This window comes from Variovorax sp. GW822-FHT04E09, assembly GCF_058800845.1.
The window spans coordinates 729,814-747,005 of sequence record NZ_JBXAMR010000003.1; the positions used below are offsets into that span (position 1 = coordinate 729,814).

At 70.5% G+C, this 17,192-nt stretch carries 18 protein-coding genes; 1 reads left to right on the forward strand and 17 read right to left on the reverse strand.

Annotation, left to right across the window (positions count from 1 at the left end):
• Position 1 precedes the first annotated feature (1 nt).
• The 10 genes from AC1RL8_RS15675 to AC1RL8_RS15720 all read right to left on the reverse strand — a co-directional run bounded on the left by AC1RL8_RS15675 (position 2) and on the right by AC1RL8_RS15720 (position 8,878).
• Positions 2-292 carry a FixH family protein gene (locus tag AC1RL8_RS15675; RefSeq protein ID WP_070062094.1) on the reverse strand — a complete coding sequence of 97 codons (291 nt, stop codon included), beginning with the start codon at positions 290-292 and terminating at the stop codon, positions 2-4.
• Positions 293-303: 11 nt separating this feature from the next.
• On the reverse strand, positions 304-1,731 hold the full coding sequence (gene ccoG / locus AC1RL8_RS15680) for a cytochrome c oxidase accessory protein CcoG (RefSeq protein ID WP_492684738.1): 1,428 nt from the start codon (positions 1,729-1,731) through the stop codon (positions 304-306).
• A complete protein-coding gene (gene ccoP, locus AC1RL8_RS15685) occupies positions 1,728-2,642 on the reverse strand; it encodes a cytochrome-c oxidase, cbb3-type subunit III (RefSeq protein WP_070062092.1) in 915 nt (304 codons plus the stop codon). Before ccoP ends, ccoG begins: the two co-directional genes overlap by 4 nt.
• 13 nt (positions 2,643-2,655) lie before the next feature.
• Positions 2,656-2,796: a cbb3-type cytochrome oxidase subunit 3 gene (locus AC1RL8_RS15690; RefSeq protein WP_062481697.1), complete on the reverse strand. Its 141-nt coding sequence runs from the start codon at positions 2,794-2,796 to the stop codon at positions 2,656-2,658.
• A 23-nt stretch (positions 2,797-2,819) separates the two neighbouring features.
• On the reverse strand, positions 2,820-3,464 hold the full coding sequence (gene ccoO / locus AC1RL8_RS15695) for a cytochrome-c oxidase, cbb3-type subunit II (protein ID WP_492684739.1): 645 nt from the start codon (positions 3,462-3,464) through the stop codon (positions 2,820-2,822).
• A 26-nt stretch (positions 3,465-3,490) separates the two neighbouring features.
• On the reverse strand, positions 3,491-4,933 hold the full coding sequence (gene ccoN / locus AC1RL8_RS15700) for a cytochrome-c oxidase, cbb3-type subunit I (protein ID WP_492684740.1): 1,443 nt from the start codon (positions 4,931-4,933) through the stop codon (positions 3,491-3,493).
• Positions 4,934-5,020: 87 nt separating this feature from the next.
• Positions 5,021-5,158, reverse strand: coding sequence for a cbb3-type cytochrome oxidase assembly protein CcoS (gene ccoS, locus AC1RL8_RS15705; RefSeq protein WP_062481719.1), 138 nt, complete (start codon positions 5,156-5,158; stop codon positions 5,021-5,023).
• Between the two features lies 1 nt (position 5,159).
• Positions 5,160-7,490 (reverse strand): heavy metal translocating P-type ATPase, encoded by a 2,331-nt coding sequence (locus tag AC1RL8_RS15710; protein WP_492684741.1) that lies wholly within the window; start codon positions 7,488-7,490, stop codon positions 5,160-5,162.
• A 94-nt stretch (positions 7,491-7,584) separates the two neighbouring features.
• On the reverse strand, positions 7,585-7,800 hold the full coding sequence (locus AC1RL8_RS15715; RefSeq protein ID WP_070062088.1) for a DUF1059 domain-containing protein: 216 nt from the start codon (positions 7,798-7,800) through the stop codon (positions 7,585-7,587).
• A 16-nt stretch (positions 7,801-7,816) separates the two neighbouring features.
• Positions 7,817-8,878 (reverse strand): class I SAM-dependent methyltransferase, encoded by a 1,062-nt coding sequence (locus AC1RL8_RS15720; protein WP_492684742.1) that lies wholly within the window; start codon positions 8,876-8,878, stop codon positions 7,817-7,819.
• Between the two features lie 144 nt (positions 8,879-9,022).
• Between AC1RL8_RS15720 and AC1RL8_RS15725 the strand changes: the two genes are divergently transcribed.
• Positions 9,023-9,490, forward strand: a complete 468-nt coding sequence (locus tag AC1RL8_RS15725) for a helix-turn-helix transcriptional regulator (RefSeq protein WP_062482955.1) — start codon at positions 9,023-9,025, stop codon at positions 9,488-9,490.
• A 24-nt stretch (positions 9,491-9,514) separates the two neighbouring features.
• Here the strand turns inward: AC1RL8_RS15725 and AC1RL8_RS15730 are convergent, their stop codons facing one another.
• The 7 genes from AC1RL8_RS15730 to AC1RL8_RS15760 are packed head-to-tail and all read right to left on the reverse strand — an operon-like array spanning position 9,515 to position 17,184.
• Entirely contained in the window at positions 9,515-10,171 is a 657-nt protein-coding gene (locus AC1RL8_RS15730) for an energy transducer TonB (RefSeq protein WP_070062086.1), read from the reverse strand.
• A complete protein-coding gene (locus AC1RL8_RS15735; protein WP_095948762.1) occupies positions 10,168-10,605 on the reverse strand; it encodes an ExbD/TolR family protein in 438 nt (145 codons plus the stop codon). The genes AC1RL8_RS15730 and AC1RL8_RS15735 overlap by 4 nt, the downstream gene beginning before the upstream one ends.
• Positions 10,606-10,633: 28 nt before the next feature.
• Positions 10,634-11,062, reverse strand: a complete 429-nt coding sequence (locus AC1RL8_RS15740; protein ID WP_139702541.1) for an ExbD/TolR family protein — start codon at positions 11,060-11,062, stop codon at positions 10,634-10,636.
• Between the two features lie 31 nt (positions 11,063-11,093).
• Entirely contained in the window at positions 11,094-11,960 is an 867-nt protein-coding gene (locus tag AC1RL8_RS15745) for a MotA/TolQ/ExbB proton channel family protein (RefSeq protein WP_095746596.1), read from the reverse strand.
• A 30-nt stretch (positions 11,961-11,990) separates the two neighbouring features.
• Positions 11,991-13,151 (reverse strand): alanine racemase, encoded by a 1,161-nt coding sequence (locus AC1RL8_RS15750; RefSeq protein WP_492684743.1) that lies wholly within the window; start codon positions 13,149-13,151, stop codon positions 11,991-11,993.
• The gene (locus tag AC1RL8_RS15755) at positions 13,148-15,514 is read right to left on the reverse strand and encodes an alpha/beta fold hydrolase (RefSeq protein ID WP_492684744.1); all 2,367 of its coding nucleotides are present in this window, start codon (positions 15,512-15,514) and stop codon (positions 13,148-13,150) included. The genes AC1RL8_RS15750 and AC1RL8_RS15755 overlap by 4 nt, the downstream gene beginning before the upstream one ends.
• On the reverse strand, positions 15,511-17,184 hold the full coding sequence (locus AC1RL8_RS15760; RefSeq protein WP_492684745.1) for a serine hydrolase domain-containing protein: 1,674 nt from the start codon (positions 17,182-17,184) through the stop codon (positions 15,511-15,513). The genes AC1RL8_RS15755 and AC1RL8_RS15760 overlap by 4 nt, the downstream gene beginning before the upstream one ends.
• Between the last annotated feature and the right edge of the window lie 8 nt (positions 17,185-17,192).

Here is a 17,192-nt window from a genome sequence, read left to right on the forward strand (position 1 = left end):
CTCACTGCGCGCCCCTCCGGGGCACCGGCACATCGTCCTCGGGCGTGGCCGCATGGTTGCGCCCGGCCTGCGCCGGCATGCGCTTCTTGTCGGCCAGCGTGCGGTTGATCTCGATGCCTTCGCGGTAGTAGTCCTCCGACACCAGCACCTCGGGCGTTCGCAGCGCCAGCCACACGGTCGCGATGCTCGCCAGCACCACGGCGGCGGGCCCCGCGATCACCAGCCAGACCAGCGGGTAGCGCCACCAGGGGCCGGAGGTCGCGGGCGCGTTCATCGGCAGGGCATCGTTCATGGGAAGACCTTTCAGCGCGGCACCAGGAAGACCGCTTTTTCGGAAACCTGCGCCGCGCCATCCGCCTGCCGGATGTCGAAGTGCACCGTGTGCGAACCGGCCGGCGCGGCGCCGTAGGGCACCTGCAGCCGCACCGCGACCCAGCGCGCCTGCGCGGGCTCGACCTCGATGGCCTCGTCGGGCGAGGCCACGCTCAACCCCTCGATGCCGCGCGCGGCGATGCGGTAGTGCTGCGTGCGCTCGGTCGCGTTCATGATCTGCAGCCGGTAGACGTTCTCCAGCCGCCCGCCCTCGACGATGCGCGCCAGCGAGGCGCGGTCGCGCACCACGTCGACCTTCAGCGGCGTGCGCGCGACCAGGCTGGCGAGCAGGCCCGCCACCAGCAGCGCGAGCAATGCGGTGTAGACCAGCACGCGCGGGCGCAGCACGCGGCGCCACAGCTGGCGGCGCGACCAGCCGGCCTCCATGCCGTTCTGCGTGTCGTAGCGGATGAGGCGCGGCGCGTAGCCCATCTTGTCCATCACGCTGTCGCAAGCGTCCACGCACAGGCCGCAGCCGATGCACTCGTATTGCAGGCCCTGGCGGATGTCGATGCCGGTGGGGCACACCTGCACGCACAGGCTGCAGTCGATGCAGTCGCCCAAGGCGGCGCTGCGCGGGTCGACGTTCTTGCGGCGCGGTGCTCGCGGCTCGCCGCGCCGCGGGTCGTAGCTGACGATGAGCGTGTCGCGGTCGAACATCGCGCTCTGGAAGCGCGCATAGGGGCACATGTACTTGCACACCTGCTCGCGCATGAAGCCGGCGTTGCCGTACGTGGCGAAGCCGTAGAAGAACACCCAGAACACTTCCCACGAGCCCATCTGCGTCTGCAGGAAGGCCATGCCCAGCTCGCGGATGGGCGTGAAGTAGCCCACGAAGGTGAAGCCGGTCCACAGCGCGATGCCGATCCAGACGAGGTGCTTGAAGGCCTTCTTCACCAGCTTCTCGAGCGAGAACGCACCGGCGTCGAGCCGGATGCGCGCGCTGCGGTTGCCTTCGATGCGCTGCTCGACCCACAGGAACATCTCGGTGTAGACGGTCTGCGGGCAGGCGTAGCCGCACCACAGGCGCCCGGCCACGGCCGTGAAGAGGAACAGAGAGAGCGCGCTGATCACCAGCAGCCCCGACAGGTAGATCAGGTCCTGCGGGTACAGCACCAGGCCGAAGATGTAGAAGCGCCGCGCGGCCAGGTCGAACAGCACCATCTGCCGCTCGCCCCATTCCACCCAGGGCATGCCGTAGAACACCAGCTGCGTGAGAAAGACCATGGCCCAGCGCCAGCGCGCGAACAGGCCCTGCACGCTGCGCGGGTAGATCTTCTTCGTCGCCTCGTACAGGCCGACCTCCGGCGCGGCGGCGGGCGGCGCGCTCGCGATCGGGATGACCGTCTTTCGCGTCATGGCGTCCCGGTCGCAGGGTTGGACATGCCCCACACGTAGGAGGCCAGCAGCTTGATCTGCGCCTCGGTCAGGCGGCCTTCCTGCGCGGGCATGGCGCTGTGCTTGCCCTCGTTGATGATCTGCACGATGGCGGCCTCGCCGTAGCCGTGCAGCCAGATGCGGTCGTTCAGGCGCGGGGCGCCCAGCGCCGGGTTGCCCACGCCGCCGATGCCGTGGCAGGCCGCGCAGGCGGCGAACTTGGGCTTGCCCAGGCCCGCGCGCAGCGAGTCGTGCGGCTCGCCCGACAGGCTCAGCACGTAGTTGGCGACGTTCTTCACGTCGTCGGGCGTGCCGACCATCGCGGCGGCCGGCGGCATGGTGCCGATGCGACCCTTGGTGATCGATTCGACGATCTTGTCGGGCGTGCCGCCGTGCAGCCAGTCGGCGTCGGTGAGGTTGGGAAAGCCCTTGCTGCCGCGCGCGTCGGAGCCGTGGCACTGCGCGCAGTTGTTCATGAACAGGCGCTCGCCGATGGCGCGGGCCTGCGGATCGCGCGCGACCTCCTCCAGGGGCATGGGCGCGTAGCGCGCGTACACCGGCGCCAGTGCCTGCGTGGCCTTGGCCACGTCCTGCTGGTACTCGGCGCGCGAGCTCCAGTCGTTCGTGCCGCGGAAGCTGCCCAGGCCCGGGAACACGGCCAGGTAGCCGAGCGAGAAGACGATGGTCAGCACGAACAGGCCCACCCACCACAGCGGCAGCGGGTTGTTGGCTTCGCGCAGGTCTTCGTCCCACACGTGGCCGGTGGTGTTGTCGGCGTCGGAGGGCACGCGCTTGCGCGCCGTGAGCCACAGGAGCAGCACGCAGCCCAGGATGCTCAGCAGCGAGGCCACGGCCACGTAGCTGGACCAGAAGTTACTAATGAAGTCGCTCATCTTGGGGCTCCCTTCAGTCCTGCTCGAACGGCAACCGGGCCGCTTCGGCGAAGCGCTGCGTGTTGCGGCGCGAGCAGGCCCAGGCCACGATGCCGATGAAGACGACGAAGCAGGCGATGGTGGCGGCGATGCGCAGGGTGGTGATGTCGGTCATGGGGCGTTGCCTGTTCTTTCTTCTTACTTGAGCGCCAGGCCCAGCGACTGCAGGTAGGCCACGGTGGCGTCCATGTCGGTCTTGCCGGCGACCTCGTCGGCGGCCTTGGCAATCTCTTCGTCGGTGTAGGGCACGCCCACCGTGCGCAGCGCACGCATGCGGGTGGCGATGCTGCCGGCGTCGACCAGCCCCTTCTCCAGCCACGGGTAGGCCGGCATGTTCGACTCGGGCACGAGGTCGCGCGGGTTGTTCAGGTGGATGCGGTGCCACTCGTCGCTGTACTTTCCGCCCACGCGGTGCAGGTCGGGGCCGGTGCGCTTGCTGCCCCACTGGAAGGGGTGGTCGTACACGAACTCGCCGACCACCGAGTAGTGGCCGTAGCGCAGCGTCTCCGAGCGGAAGGGGCGGATCATCTGCGAGTGGCAGTTGTAGCAACCCTCGCGCAGGTACACGTCGCGGCCGGCCAGCTGCAGCGGCGTGAGCGGCTTCACGCCCTCCACGGCCTCGGTGGTCGACTTCTGGAAGAACAGCGGCACGATCTCCACGAGGCCGCCGATGGCCACCACCAGCAGGATCAGCACGATCATCAGCAGGTTGTTGGTCTCGACCTTCTCGTGCGTGAAGCCGGTGGCGGCGGGCGCGGAGTTCTGGTTGTCAGGTGCGTTCATCGTGCGTCTTCAAAGGCTTCGGGGCTTCAGGCGTGGGCGGCGGCAACGGCCGGGATCTCGGCGCGCACCGAGCGTCCGGTGATCACGGTCATCCAGACGTTCCAGGCCATGACCAGCATGCCGCCCAGGTAGAGCACGCCGCCGATCACGCGCACCAGGTAGTAGGGGAAGGTGGCCTTCACGCTTTCGACGAAGGTGTAGGTCAGCGTGCCGTCGGCATTGATCTCGCGCCACATGAGGCCCTGCATCACGCCGGCGATCCACATCGCGGCGATGTACAGCACGATGCCGATGGTGGCCATCCAGAAGTGCACGTCGATGGCGCGCACGCTGTACATGACGAGGCGGCCGTACATGCGCGGGATCAGGTAGTACAGCGACCCCATGGTGATGAAGCCCACCCAGCCCAGCGCGCCGGAGTGCACGTGGCCCACGGTCCAGTCGGTGTAGTGGCTCAGGGCGTTGACGGTCTTGATCGACATCAGCGGGCCCTCGAAGGTCGACATGCCGTAGAACGACAGCGCGACGATCAGAAAGCGCAGGATGGGGTCGGTGCGCAGCTTGTGCCAGGCACCCGAGAGCGTCATCACGCCGTTGATCATGCCGCCCCAGCTGGGCGCCAGAAGGATGAGCGAGAACACCATGCCCAGCGACTGCGTCCAGTCGGGCAGCGCGGTGTAGTGCAGGTGGTGCGGGCCGGCCCACATGTAGGTGAAGATCAGCGCCCAGAAGTGCACGATCGACAGCCGGTACGAGTACACCGGGCGCCCCGCCTGCTTGGGGATGTAGTAGTACATCATTCCCAGGAAGCCGGCCGTGAGGAAGAAGCCCACGGCGTTGTGGCCGTACCACCACTGCACCATCGCGTCCTGCACGCCGGCGTAGGCCGAGTAGCTCTTCATCCAGCCCGCCGGAATGGCCGCGCTGTTGACGATGTGCAGCAGCGCCACCGCGATGATGAAGGCCCCGTAGAACCAGTTGGCCACGTAGATGTGGCGCACCTTGCGCAGGCCGATGGTGCCGAAGAACACGATGGCGTAGGCCACCCAGACCACGGCGATCAGGATGTCGATGGGCCATTCGAGCTCGGCGTATTCCTTGCCGCTGGTGTAGCCCAGCGGCAGGCTGACGGCCGCGGCGACGATCACCAGCTGCCAGCCCCAGAACACGAACGAGGCCAGCGCCGGTGCGAACAGCCGCACCTGGCAGGTGCGCTGCACCACGTGGAAGCTCGTGGCCATGAGCGCGCAGCCGCCGAAGGCGAAGATCACCGCGTTGGTGTGCAGCGGGCGCAGGCGGCCGTAGCTGAGCCAGGGAATGCCGAGGTTGAGTTCGGGCCAGGTCAGCTGCGAGGCGATGATCACGCCGACCAGCATGCCGACCACCCCCCAGACCACCGACATGAGTGCGAACTGCCGCACGACGGTGTCGTCGTAGATGGCCGCGGGAGGGTGCGTGGTCTGCTGCATCGTGGTGCCCGTGAATGTGGTTTGCGGGCAGTGTCTGCCCGCGTCGCCCGGGCAGGCTTGATGCAGATCAAGCCATCCATCGCTGTGTCAGTCGTTGTTCAGGATGCGGTCGCCTTCGACCTCGATGTCCTCGAACTGGCCGCGCTCGATGGCCCACCAAAGGCCCCCGAGGATCGCCAGAACGAGCACCACCGACAGCGGCACGAGCAGGAACAGCACGTCCATCTCAGGCCACCGCCGCTTTCCCCGGCGCAGCCAGGCGCGCCGCGTTGAGCACCACCAGCAGCGAGCTCGCCGCCATGCCCAGCCCCGCGAGCCAGGGCGGTAGCCAGCCGGCCACGGCCAGCGGCACGCACACGGCGTTGTAGGCCGCGGCCCAGAACAGGTTCTGGCGCACCACGCGCAGCGTGCGGCGCGCCTGCGCCACCGCCGCGGGAATGGCCTGCAGCGCATCGCCGAGCACCACGAAGTCGGCACGTGCGCGCGACAGCGGCACGGCACGGCCGAAGGCGAACGAGGCGTTGGCGCGCGCCAGGCTCGGGCCGTCGTTCAGGCCGTCGCCGACCATCGCCACCTCGCGCCCGGCCGCCTGCAATTGCCACAGCACCTCGAGCTTGTCTTCGGGGGCGCAGTCGCCCTGCACCGCCGCGATGCCGGCCTGCGCGCCGATGGCACGCGCCGCGTTCTCGCGGTCGCCCGACAGCAGGCGCACCGACAAGCCCTGCGCCTGCAGTGCCGCCACGGCCTGCGTGGCGTCGGGGCGCAGCTCCTCGGCGAGCACGAAGCTGGCGAGCCAGCCCTCGTCGTCGCTCAGGTGGATCTGCGCCGCGTCGACCTGCAGCGGCGGCACCTCGCAGAAGGCCGCCGAGCCCAGGCGCACGGGGCGCGCGCCGTGGTCGTCCACCGCATCGCGCCGGTGCAGCGAGGCCGCCACGCCCTGCCCCACCGTCTCGCGCAGCTGCGTCGCCGACCAGGCCGGCGGCGCACGGAACTGCGCCTGCCAGGCGTTGACGAGCGCGCGCGCGGCCGGGTGCAGCGACAGCGCCGCGAGCGCCGCGCCGATTTCCAGCGCATCGCCGGGGCGCAGGCCCTGGCGGCAGTACACGCGCTCCAGGCGCGGCGTGTCGCCCGTGAGCGTGCCGGTCTTGTCGAACACCACGGTGTCGACGCCGGCCAGCGCTTCGAGCGCCTGCAGGTTCGACGTGAGCACGCCGCCGCGCGCCAGGGCGCCCGCGCTCGCGAGCATCGCGGCGGGCGTGGCCAGCGACAACGCGCACGGGCAGGTGACGATCAGCACCGCCACCGCGACCATCAGCGCCTTGCCGGGATCGACCGTCCACCACAGCGCGCCAGCGCCGAACGCGCAGGCCAGCACCGCGATGAGAAAGGGCCGCGCCACGCGGTCGGCGAGCCGGGCCAGGCGCGGCTTGTCGAGCGCGGCGTTTTCCATGAGCCGCACGATCTGCGCGAAGCGCGTGCCCTCGCCCACCGAGGCGATGCGCACCTGCACCACGGCCGAGAGGTTGTGGCTGCCTGCGAGCACGCGGTCGCCGCAGGGGCGCGGCACGGGGCGCGACTCGCCGGTGAGCAGCGCCTCGTCGGCGGTGGTATCGCCGTCGATCACCGTGCCGTCGGCCGGAAAGGCCTCGCCGGGGCGCACGCGCACCACGTCGCCCGCGCCGAGCCGGCGCACCGCCACGCGCGTCCATGCGCCGTCGGGCCCGAGGCGCTCCACGCTGTCGGGCAGCCGGTGCATCAGCGCCTCGAGCGCGCCGGCCGTGCGATCGCGCAGCCGCGCCTCGAGCCAGCGGCCGGTGAGCAGGAAGAAGACGAACATCGTCAGCGAATCGAAGTAGACCTCGTGCCCCAGCGGCCCCGTGGGGTCGAAGGTGGCGGCCGTGCTCACCACGAAGGTGATGACGACGCCGAAGGTCACGGGCAGGTCCATGCCGACGCGGCCAATGCGCAGGTCGCGCCAGGCGCTGCGAAAGAAGGGTCCGCACGAGAACAGCACCACGGGCAGGCTGAGCACCCACGAGGCCCAGCGCAGCAGCTGCGCCGCATCGGCCGTCATGTCGCCGGGGCGCGCGACGTAGGCCGGGTAGGCGTACATCATCACCTGCATCATGCAAAAGCCCGCGACCAGCCAGCGCCACAGCGCCATGCGCAGTTCGCGCGTGCGCGTCTCGCGCGCGCTGCGGCTGCCGGCCGGCAGCAAGGGGTAGCCCGCGCGCGCGCTGGCCTCGAACCAGCGCGAAGGCCGCGTGGCCGTGGCCGACCACACGACGCGCACGCGCCGGCTGGCGGCATTCACCTGCACCTCGGCCACGCCGGGCACCTGGGCCAGCGCGGCCTCGACGGTGAAGGCGCAGCCCGCGCAGTGCATGCCCTCGACCGCGACCTGCGATTCCCAGCGGCCTGTGCCGGCCTCCAGCGGGCGGCCGAACGCGGCCCACTCGGCGGGATCGTCGAGCAGCTGCCAGGCGTCGGCGCGGGCGTCACTCCCGGCGGACGATGGAACGGACGGGAACGGCGCGAGCGCGGCGGAAGCTTGCATCGGGGCAGGCTAAATGCCGGGCCGATGCAAGCATTTGATCTGCATCAAGGTTCGTTGCGGCGGCCGGGGCCGCGCAGGACCGTCAGTCCGCCAGTCAAGCGGGCGTCTTCGCGAGCTCCACCGGCGGCGTGCCGGCCTTGAACATGCTCGCCAGCTGCTTGCGCAGTTCGGGCGTGTCGGTGTGGCCGTGAACGGCCACGGCGTGCTGGACGGCGGCATCGAGCAGTTCGCCTTCGGAGTCGGCGCAGAGCGCGACACTGCAGTTCATCGTGCTTGGGTACTCGCGGCAGTCGATGTATTGGCGGGACATGGCGCCTCCTTTGTCCTTACGGACGTGCTTCGAAGATCAGGTTGAAGGGCGTTTCGCTGGCGCGGCGGAAGTGCGAGAAGCCGCCCTGCGACACGACGTCGCGCAGGCGCGCTTCGCCGGCCTGCGCCCCCAGGCACAGGCCCACTTCCTGCGAACGCGAGGCCGGCGTGCAGATGAAGCTGGAGGCCGAATAGAACACGCGCCCCACCGGGTTGATGTTGTCCTCCAGCCGGTCGTTGGCAAAGGGCTCGACGATCATCCACGTGCCCTGCGGCTTGAGGGTGCGCCGCACGTGCGCCGCCGCGCCGACGGGGTCGCCCATGTCGTGCAGGCAGTCGAAGACGGCGACCAGGTCGTAGTCTTCGCCGGGGAAATCCTTGGCGCTCGCGACCTCGAAGCGCAGGCGCTTTTCATCGTCGACGCCAGCCTTGCGCGCGGTTTCGCGCGCACGCTCGATCGACGGTGCGTGGTAGTCGAAGCCGACGAAACTAGATTCGGGATAGGCCTGCGCCATCAGCAGCGTCGAGGCGCCGTGCCCGCAGCCCACGTCGGCCACACGCGCGCCGCGTTTCAGCAGCGGCTCGATGCCTTCGAGCGCCGGAATCCACTGGCTCACCAGGTTGGCCGCGTAGCCGGGCCGGAAGAAGCGCTCGGTGCCATGGAACAGGGCCACGTCGTGCTCGTGCCAGCCGATGCCCAGGCCCGTGCGCATGGCCTGGACCATCTTGGGAATGATCTTGAACTGCGCCACGGCGATCTGGAACGCGCCGGGCACGAAGGCCGGGCTGCCTTCCTCGGCCAGCGCGAAAGCCTGTTCCTCGGTCAGCGAGAACAGCTCGCCCTTCGGGTCGTATTCGACGTAGCCGCTGGCGGCCTGGGCCGAGAGCCATTCGCGCAGGTAGCGCGCGTCGGTCTCGGTGCGGCGGGCCAGCTGCTCCGCGGTGGCGGGGCCTTCGGCCAGCGCCTTGTACAGGCCGAGCTGGTCGCCGACGACGATGGTGGCCGCGTGCATCACGGCCCCGATGTCGTGGACGAAGTTACCCATGAACGCGTTAAGCCGTGTTTCGTCGATGGCCATGTGTATCCCCTTCGTCGACAAGCGACTGGCGCGCCCGCTGCCTGCCTATACTGAATTCGAGGCAAAGGGCCTGCAAGCATCCTGTCTCTCGATGCGTGCGGGCGCCATACGCAGCAATGCGTATGCACCGTGAAAGGGCATGCCATGACGCACCTGTCGCGCAACGATTGGGCGAGCGCGCTTCGCCTGCTGGACAAACTGGAGTCCGGCCATGTGCCCGTGCGGCATCGCAGCGCCGACGCGCATCCCACGCGCACCACCCGCCGCATCGCCAAGGCGCCGGGCCGGCGCGAGTTGCGCCGCGCCGCCCAGCAGGCCGACTACTGCCGGCGTGTGGGGCTGGAGCATGCGATGGCGGTGGCCTTCCTGTACCGGCTGGCCTGCCGCACGCCGGCGCCGTTGCCGGATGCACAGCCCGCCGGCCTCACGCCGCGCGAGGGCGATGTCATGCACTGGCTCTCGCAGGGCAAGACCGACGCCGAGATCGCCGCCCTGCTGACGATCAGCCCCCGCACCGTGCACAAGCACCTGGAGCATGTCTACGTGAAGCTGGGCGTCGAGACGCGCACGGCCGCCGTGATGCGCGCGCTCGCCATGGGCCGATCTGTCTGAAGAAGAGAGATCGGCTCCTTCCCTCTACTCGATGCGGAAGACGAACTCCTGCGTCGCCAGCACCTCGGCATCGCCCGTGGTCTGGCATTCGTAGCGCATCACCGCGGCGCGCACGGCCGAGTGGTACACGCGCGGCCCCGACAGGAAGCGCACCTCCTGCACATGGCCGCCCTTGATGCGCACCTCGGCCTTGACCACGCCGCCGATGCCTTCGTCCATCGCCTTGCGCGGCATCTCGGGCTTGACCTGCCGCGGGCAGGCCACCGCGATGTCGGTGGTGGTCGCCTTCGGCGGGGCCGGCGGCGCGGGGGGCGCCGGCGGTGCGGCCGGCGGCGGCGGCACCGGCTCGGTGTTCTGCACGGCGGTGATCGCGGGCGCCGACGTGGCCGGCGGTGTCACGGCCGGCGGCGGCACGTAGGCCGGGCGCGGCGGCGGCGGGGCCTTGGGCGTTTCCTGGCGCACGATCTTCTTCGGCGGCGGGGGCGGCGGTGGCGGGGGTGGCGGCGGCTTGATCTCGCTGATGATGGTCGCGTCCATCGGCTTCTTGATCAGCTCGACCGTCTGGCGCGCCAGCCCCGACACGAGCGCGTAGCCCACGCCGACGTGGAACAGCACCATCACCGCGATGCCCACAGGGCCGAAGCGTGATTTCGGGTTGAAGTCCTTGCGGGAGCGCTTCATGGGATGAACTGCTCCGCGCCCACGATGCCCAGCTTGCTCACGCCCGTGCGCTGCGCCGAGGCCATCACGCCGGCCACCACCTCGTACTTGGCGCGCCGGTCGGGGCGCAGGTGCACCTCGGGCTGCACCGCCTGCGCGGCGACCTGCTCGAAGCGTCGCTCCATCTCGCTGCGGTCGGCCAGCGGCTCGCCGTTCCACTGCACGACGCTGAGCGCGTCGATGTCGATGCGCAGCACCTCGGGCTTGAGCTCGCTGGGCGGCGGGTTGCCCGTGGGCATGTTCAGGTTCACCGAGTGCAGCTGGATCGGGATGGTGATGATCAGCATGATCAGCAGCACCAGCATCACGTCGATGAGCGGCGTGGTGTTGATGTCCATCATCGGCTCGTCGGAAGGCGTGCTGCTGCGCCGCCCCTGCTTCTGTTTTCTTGGCATGGCTTGCTTGTCTCGCTGTCTGCTCGTCTCAGTTGCGCGCGGGCGGCTCGGTGATGAAGCCCACCTTGGCGATCCCGGCCGCCTGGCAGGCGTAGATGATCCGGCCCACCGGCTCGTAGTCGGAATGCCAGTCGCCGCGGATGTGCACCTCGGGCTGCGGGTTCAGGGCCGCCACCTTGGTGAGCCGCGCCACCAGCGCGGGCGTGCCCTGCACCGGCGTGTCGTACCAGTAGGTGCGGCCGGCGGCGTCCACCGAGATCACGACGGTCTCGGGCTTGCTCTCGCGCACCTCGTTGCGCTCCTTCGGCACCGCGACGGGCACCGAGTAATTGACCACCGGGATGGTGATGAGGAAGATGATCAGCAGCACCAGCATCACGTCGACCAGCGGCGTGGTGTTGATGGCCGCAATGGCCTGTTCCTCGTCTCCCCCGGAGGCCGGGATGTTCATCGCCATGGCGCGATCCGCTTGCGTGCGTGGGCGCGCGTCAGGCCGCGGCGCTGCCGGCCAGGATCACGGAGTGCAGCTCGCCGCTGAACTCGCGCACGTCGTCCATCACGGTGATGTTGCGGCGCAGGAGCCAGTTGTAGCCCAGCACCGCGGGCACGGCCACGGCCAGGCCGATGGCGGTCATGATGAGCGCCTCGCCCACCGGGCCCGCCACCTTGTCGATCGACGCCTGCCCCGCCACGCCGATGGCGGTGAGCGCGTGGTAGATGCCCCAGACGGTGCCGAACAGCCCGACGAAGGGCGCGGTGGAACCCACGGTGGCCAGCAGCGACATGCCGTTGCCCAGGCGCCGCTGCACGCGCTCGGTGGCGCGGTGGATGCACAGGTCGACGAAGTCGGCGAAGTCGACCTTGCCGCGCAGGCCGTCGTGCTTCTGCGTGGCCTGCATGCCGGCGTCGGCGATGAAGCGGAACGGGCTGCCCTCGGCCAGCCGCGCGGTGCCGGCCTGCACGGTGCCCGCGTTCCAGAACTCGTTGTCGACCGCGCGCGCCTGGCGGCCCATGCGCATCTGCTCGAGCAGCTTGGTGACGATCACGTACCAGCTGCCCATCGACATGATCGCCAGGATGGCGAGCACGGCCTTGGCGACGGCATCGCTCTGCGACCAGAGCGCGCCCACGCCGTAGGGGTTGTCGACCTTGGCTGTGGCGGCCGGCGCAGCAACCGGGGCTGCAGGCTTTTCGGGCACCGCCACGGGCGCCGGCGTGGCGGCAGCAGCACTGGCCGCGGCCTGCGGTGCGGCCGGCGTCTGGGCGCCTGCGAGTTGCGGCGCGCTGCCCAGGCCGAGGGCCAGAACAAAGGGCGCGGCCACGGCCGTCAGCCGTGCAAGGAATGTCTTCGTCATCGTTGTCTTCTCCAGAAAAATTGATTGGCTTCAGGCGCCGGCCTGCCAGCCGTGCGCCTTGTCCCAGACCGCCTGCACGCCGCTGCCCGCGCCGTCCACCACGTGGTAGCGGTCGTAGGGCGCGGCCGTCATGCAGGCGTGGTGCGGCAGCACGCGCACGCGGGCGCCCAGGGGCAGCGCGCGGAACATGGCCTGTGCGTCGTCGCCTTCACAGGCGATCAGCCCGTGCTCCTGGTGCAGTTCGGCCACGCACAGCCCGGGCAGCGGCACCGTGCCGTCGGCCCGGCACACCAGCCCGAAGCCCAGGCCGGCGCGGAACTCGGCCGCCGACTGGTCCTTCGACAGCGCGAGCGCGCCGGCGTCGATCAGCACGCGGCGCGAGCGCGGGTTGTGGCCGATCACGGTGGCCAGCACCGACAGCGCGATGTCGTCCACGCCGCAGATGCCGCGCGCCGCCTGGTCCAGGTCGAAGAAGGTGTAGACGCCGGGGCGCATCTCGGTGACGCCCTCGAGCGTCTGCGCGCACACGGCCGTGGGCGTGGAGCCCACACTCACCACCTCGACCGGGATGCCGACCGCGCGCAGCCGTTCGGCCGCATGCACGGCGCCGGCGCGTTCGGCCTCGGCGATGGCGCGGATCGCCGTGCCGCCCTGCACGTGGTAGCTGTGGCCCGCATGCGTGAGCACGCCGGCCAGCGCCAGCGATTCGCTGCGCTGCACCTCGCGCGCGAGCGACAGCAGGCCGTCGTCGCGCGGACCGACGCCACCACGGCCGCCGCCCGTGTCGATCTCCAGCAGCACGCGAAAGCTCGCGCCCAGCGCCCGCGCGCGGGCACCGGCCGCCTGCACCGCCTCGACCGAATCGGCCAGCAGCGTCACGCGCGCGCCGTGCGCGCGCTGGATGTCGTGCAGCGCCTCGATCTTGTTCGCGTCGATGCCCACGGCGTAGGTCAGGTCGGTGAAGCCGTGGCGCGCGAAGTAGGCGGCCTCGGCCACGGTCGACACCGTGAGCCCGCCGGCCTGCCCGCGCGTGGCGCGCCGCGCCACCTCCGCCGACTTGGCGGTCTTCAGGTGCGGGCGCAGCGCCACGCCATGGCGCGCCGCGCGCTGTGCCATCGCTTCGCAGTTGCGTTCGAGCACGCCGACGTCGAGCAGCAGCGCGGGCGTGGTGAGTTCGGCCAGGGGCGTCATCGGCCGGTTCCGGACGCGATCTGCGCCATCACGCCGTCGATCTCCTCGGCCACGCGCTGCACCAGCGGCGGCAGCAGCACCAGCGTCATGTGCGCGGCGCCTTCGATGCACGCCAGTCGGCGTTGCGTCGACAGCGCCGCATGCGCTTCCTGGAACTCGGGCCAGCGCTGCTGCACCGCGGCAATGGCCGGGTCGGCACCGGCCGGCAGCGGCTGCTGCCTGGCCCACAGCACGGCCAGCGGACGCGAGCCGAAGTCGGGCGAGGCAGCGGCCTGGCGCGCGACGTGCGGCAGGCCGCGCACCTCGGCCACCATGGTGTCGAGCGCTTCGGGCGTGTAGGTCGCCTTCATCTGGCGCAGCACCTGCGGCATGTCGGCGAACAGGGCCTCGATGGGCGCCTGCTCCGGCGGCGGCGTGCCGCCGGCCTGGAAGTCCGCGCGCTTGACGCGCTCGGCCGCGAACTGCGATTCGGGCGGGTGCTCGTACATCGCGAACTGGTCGGGGTGGCTGGCGTCGAGCATCACCACGCCGGCCACCTGCTGCGGATACAGGCCTGCGTAGACCCGGTTCAGCAGGCCGCCGAGCGAATGGCCGACGAGCACGATCGGGCCCGTCACGCCGGCGGCCGCGAGCAACGCATGCAGGCGGTGCGCGGTGCGCTCGCCGTCGAAGGGCGCGTCGTCGGCCTCGCTCCAGCCCATGCCGGCGCGGTCGTAGCTGATCACCGGGTGCTTGGCCGCCAGCGCCTGCTGCAGGCGCGCGTAGGTCGGCGAGGCGCAACCGCCGCCGGCCTCGATCACGAGCGTGGGCTGCATCGGGCTGGCGGGCACGGGACCGCTGCGCTGCAGATGCATCGCGCGGCCGTCGATGGTGTAGAGCTCGCCGGGCGCGGCCATGTGGTACGGGCGACCGGGCTGTTCCACGCGCGGCCAGTAGTCGAGGTCGCGCACGCGGTACGGCAGGTTGGCGAAGTCGGTGCTCAGCGAGGCCGGCGTCGACACGTACAGCACCGACTTGGCGAGGGGCCCGAACTCCGCATGGAAGTGCTGCGCCGACTTCACGATGACCAGCTTCTTGGCCGCCAGGTCGATGCCCAGGCCCGTGAAGAGGTCGGCGCCGATGACCTGGTTGCGCTTGCTGATGAGCACGATGTCCACGCCGTCAGCGGCCTGCACCCACACGCACGGGCCCATGGGCGTGCGCACGCCCGACAGGCCGCCCTGCGAATGCGCCTCCACCACGTTCATCACGGTCACGTGCAGGTCGATCGGGTCGCCCGAGGCCGGGCCGCACTTGCCGCCCAGGCGCAGCTCGAAGCTCGCGCCCACGCCCGCGTCGCGGCACAGCTGCACCGCGCCCAGGTCCCACACGCCGCCGAAGGCCACGTCGCCGATGCCGCGCTCGACCACGGCGCGCAGCATGAAGGTGCTGTCGCTGGTGGCGCCGCCGCCGGGGTTGTCGGCGGTGTCGGCAATGACCACGGGGCCGCCCTGCACGGCCATGGCTTTGGCGAGCGTCTCCTCGATCGAGAGCGAGGGCACGCCGGTCTCGTGGCGCAGGTCCCAGAAACCGCGGCCCAGTTCTTCGGCGAGCTTGGCGGCGAGCGCGGGGTCGTTGTCCGTCACCACCCACAGCTTGGCGCCCGACTCGGGCACGTCGGCCCAGGGGAAGCCGTGGCCCAGCGACACCGAGAGCACGCCCGGCAGCTTTTCGGCGTCCTGCATGCGGCGCACGAAGCCGGCCATCGGTTCGCGCGTGGTGTGCCACTTGCCGACCATGCGGCAGTCGTGCACGGCCGTCACGGGCTTCACGCGGCCCTGCGCGGTGTCGACCACGATGCGGATCAGCTCGGTCAGGCGCTCGAAGGCATCGGTGTGCGGATATTCCTTGTAGCAAATGATGGCATCGGCCGTGTTCACCATCTTCTGCGTGAAGTGGCAGTGCAGGTCGAGCGAGACGCCGATGGGCACGTTCGGCCCGACGATCTCGCGCACGCGCGAGATCACGTCGCCTTCGCAGTCGTCGTAGCCGTCGGCCACCATCGCGCCGTGCAGCACGAGGATCACGCCGTCGACCGGGCCGGCCTTGCGCAGGTCGTCCAGGATCTCGTCGCGCAGGCGCTCGTACACGCTGCGCACGGTGCGCCCCAGCGGTTGCGCGAAGGCCAGCAGGCTTTCGACCGTTTCATGGCCTTCGGCGGCCAGCTGCCGGCGCACTTCCACCGCGTACAGGCCGTAGCCGGTCGCGTCGCGCGTGCTGGCGTCGCCGCGGAAGATGCCGTATTCCTCGTAGCTTCCCAGGCCGGTGGGGGCCGAGACAAACGTGTTGGTTTCGGTGGCGAACAGGGTGGTGAAGAACTTCATGCGCGGGGCTCCTGGCGGGCAAGGTGGATGTTTCGCGAGCGCGTCGTGGCAAACAGCAGTCCCACGACCCGGCCGCCCTTGCGCTCCACGTTGAGAACCGATTTGCCCAGCTGGGCCAGCACCGGGTCGACCGAGGCGAGCGTGGCCACGTCGGCCGACAACGGCGTCAGCACGCACGCGTGCTGGCCGTGGCGGCCCTGCACGGTGAGCTGCAACCTGCCGTCGACCAACACCATCCGCGCGGTGGCGTCGAGGTCGGGGCTGGTGTAGTCGCCGCACAGTTCGTCGGCCAGCGAGGCCGCATCGGGCGCGGTCTCGGGCAGGCGCTCGAAGCGGCGCGGCTGGCCGCCTTCGTGCAGCACGAAGGCATCGGGTGCGCGTTGCGGGTCGATGTCGGCGGTGTCGATCACGAGGTCGTTCGTCGGCAGGTCCTGCAGGCCCAGCCACAGCTTGCCCTCGCCCTGGTTCAAGGGCCTGGCCTCGCCGGCCTGCCACGACAGCGCCAGCTTGCCGGCCACGTCCGCAAAGCCCAGCAGGCCGCCGGTGGAGGGTGCGTGGTAGCGCTGGCCGGGCAGCGCGGGGAAGGCGCTGGCCAGCGGACGCACCTCGGGCGGCGCGAGCGCGTCGCCCAGCAGCAGCTCGATCACCTTGAGGGCCAACGCCGACGGCGACACGGGCGCCCCGTTCACCATGGCGATGATGTCCAGCCCGTGGCTGGGCACGCTGATCATCTGCGACTGCGCGCCGAGCACGGCGCCCGCGTGGTGGACGATCTCGACGCCGCGGTACGGGTGGCGCGCGAGGCCGAAGCCGTAGTTCACCTGCGAGCCCGACGACAGCGTGGTGGGCGCCGACAGCAGCGCCCAGCTCTTCGCGCTGCCCACGATCTTCTCGCTGCCGTGCATGTGGGCGAGCCAGCGCAGCATGTCGTCCGCCGTCGACACCAGCGAGCCGCCGCCGTCGAGTTCGCACGGGTACAGCCCGCGGCGCCAGCCGCCACCGGGCGCGGGCATGTACAGGCCGGCCATGCCGGGGACCACGTCGAGGTCGGTCACCACCGACGAGGTGTCGGCCATGCCGAGCGGGTCGAAGAGGCGCGCCTTCAGGAAGTCGTTGAAGCTCTTGCCGCTCACGCGCTCGACGATCTTGGCCAGCAGGAAGTAGCCGCCGTTGCTGTAGACCATGTGCGTGCCGGGCTCGAAGTTCAGCTCGCTCTGGCGCGCCATGGCCGGCAGGCCTGGGCCGGGCAGCGTGAACGTGAGGCCATGCGCAATGGCCCACAGCTCGTCGTGGCCGCGCCAGCCGCTGGTGTGCGTGAGCAGGTGGCGCAGCGTGGGGCCGTTGGCGCTCAGTTGCGGCAGCTCGGGCAGGTATTTCTGCACCGGGTCTTCCACGTCGAGCAGGCCGTCTTCGGCTAGCAGCAGCACGGCCATGGCCGTGAAGTGCTTGCTGGTGGAGGCGATGCGCATGCGCGTAGTCGGCGTGAGCGCCACGCCCATCTCCAGGCTGGCCATGCCGACGGCGCGGCGGTACAGCAGGCGGCCATGCTGCGCGATGGCCAGCACCAGGCCGGGCGCGTCGCTGCGGTTCAGGGGCGCCACCAGCGCGTCGATGGCGGCCAGCGCGGAAGCGGTGTCAGGAAGAGAAGCTGAAGGATGTGGTTGTGACATGGAGGAAC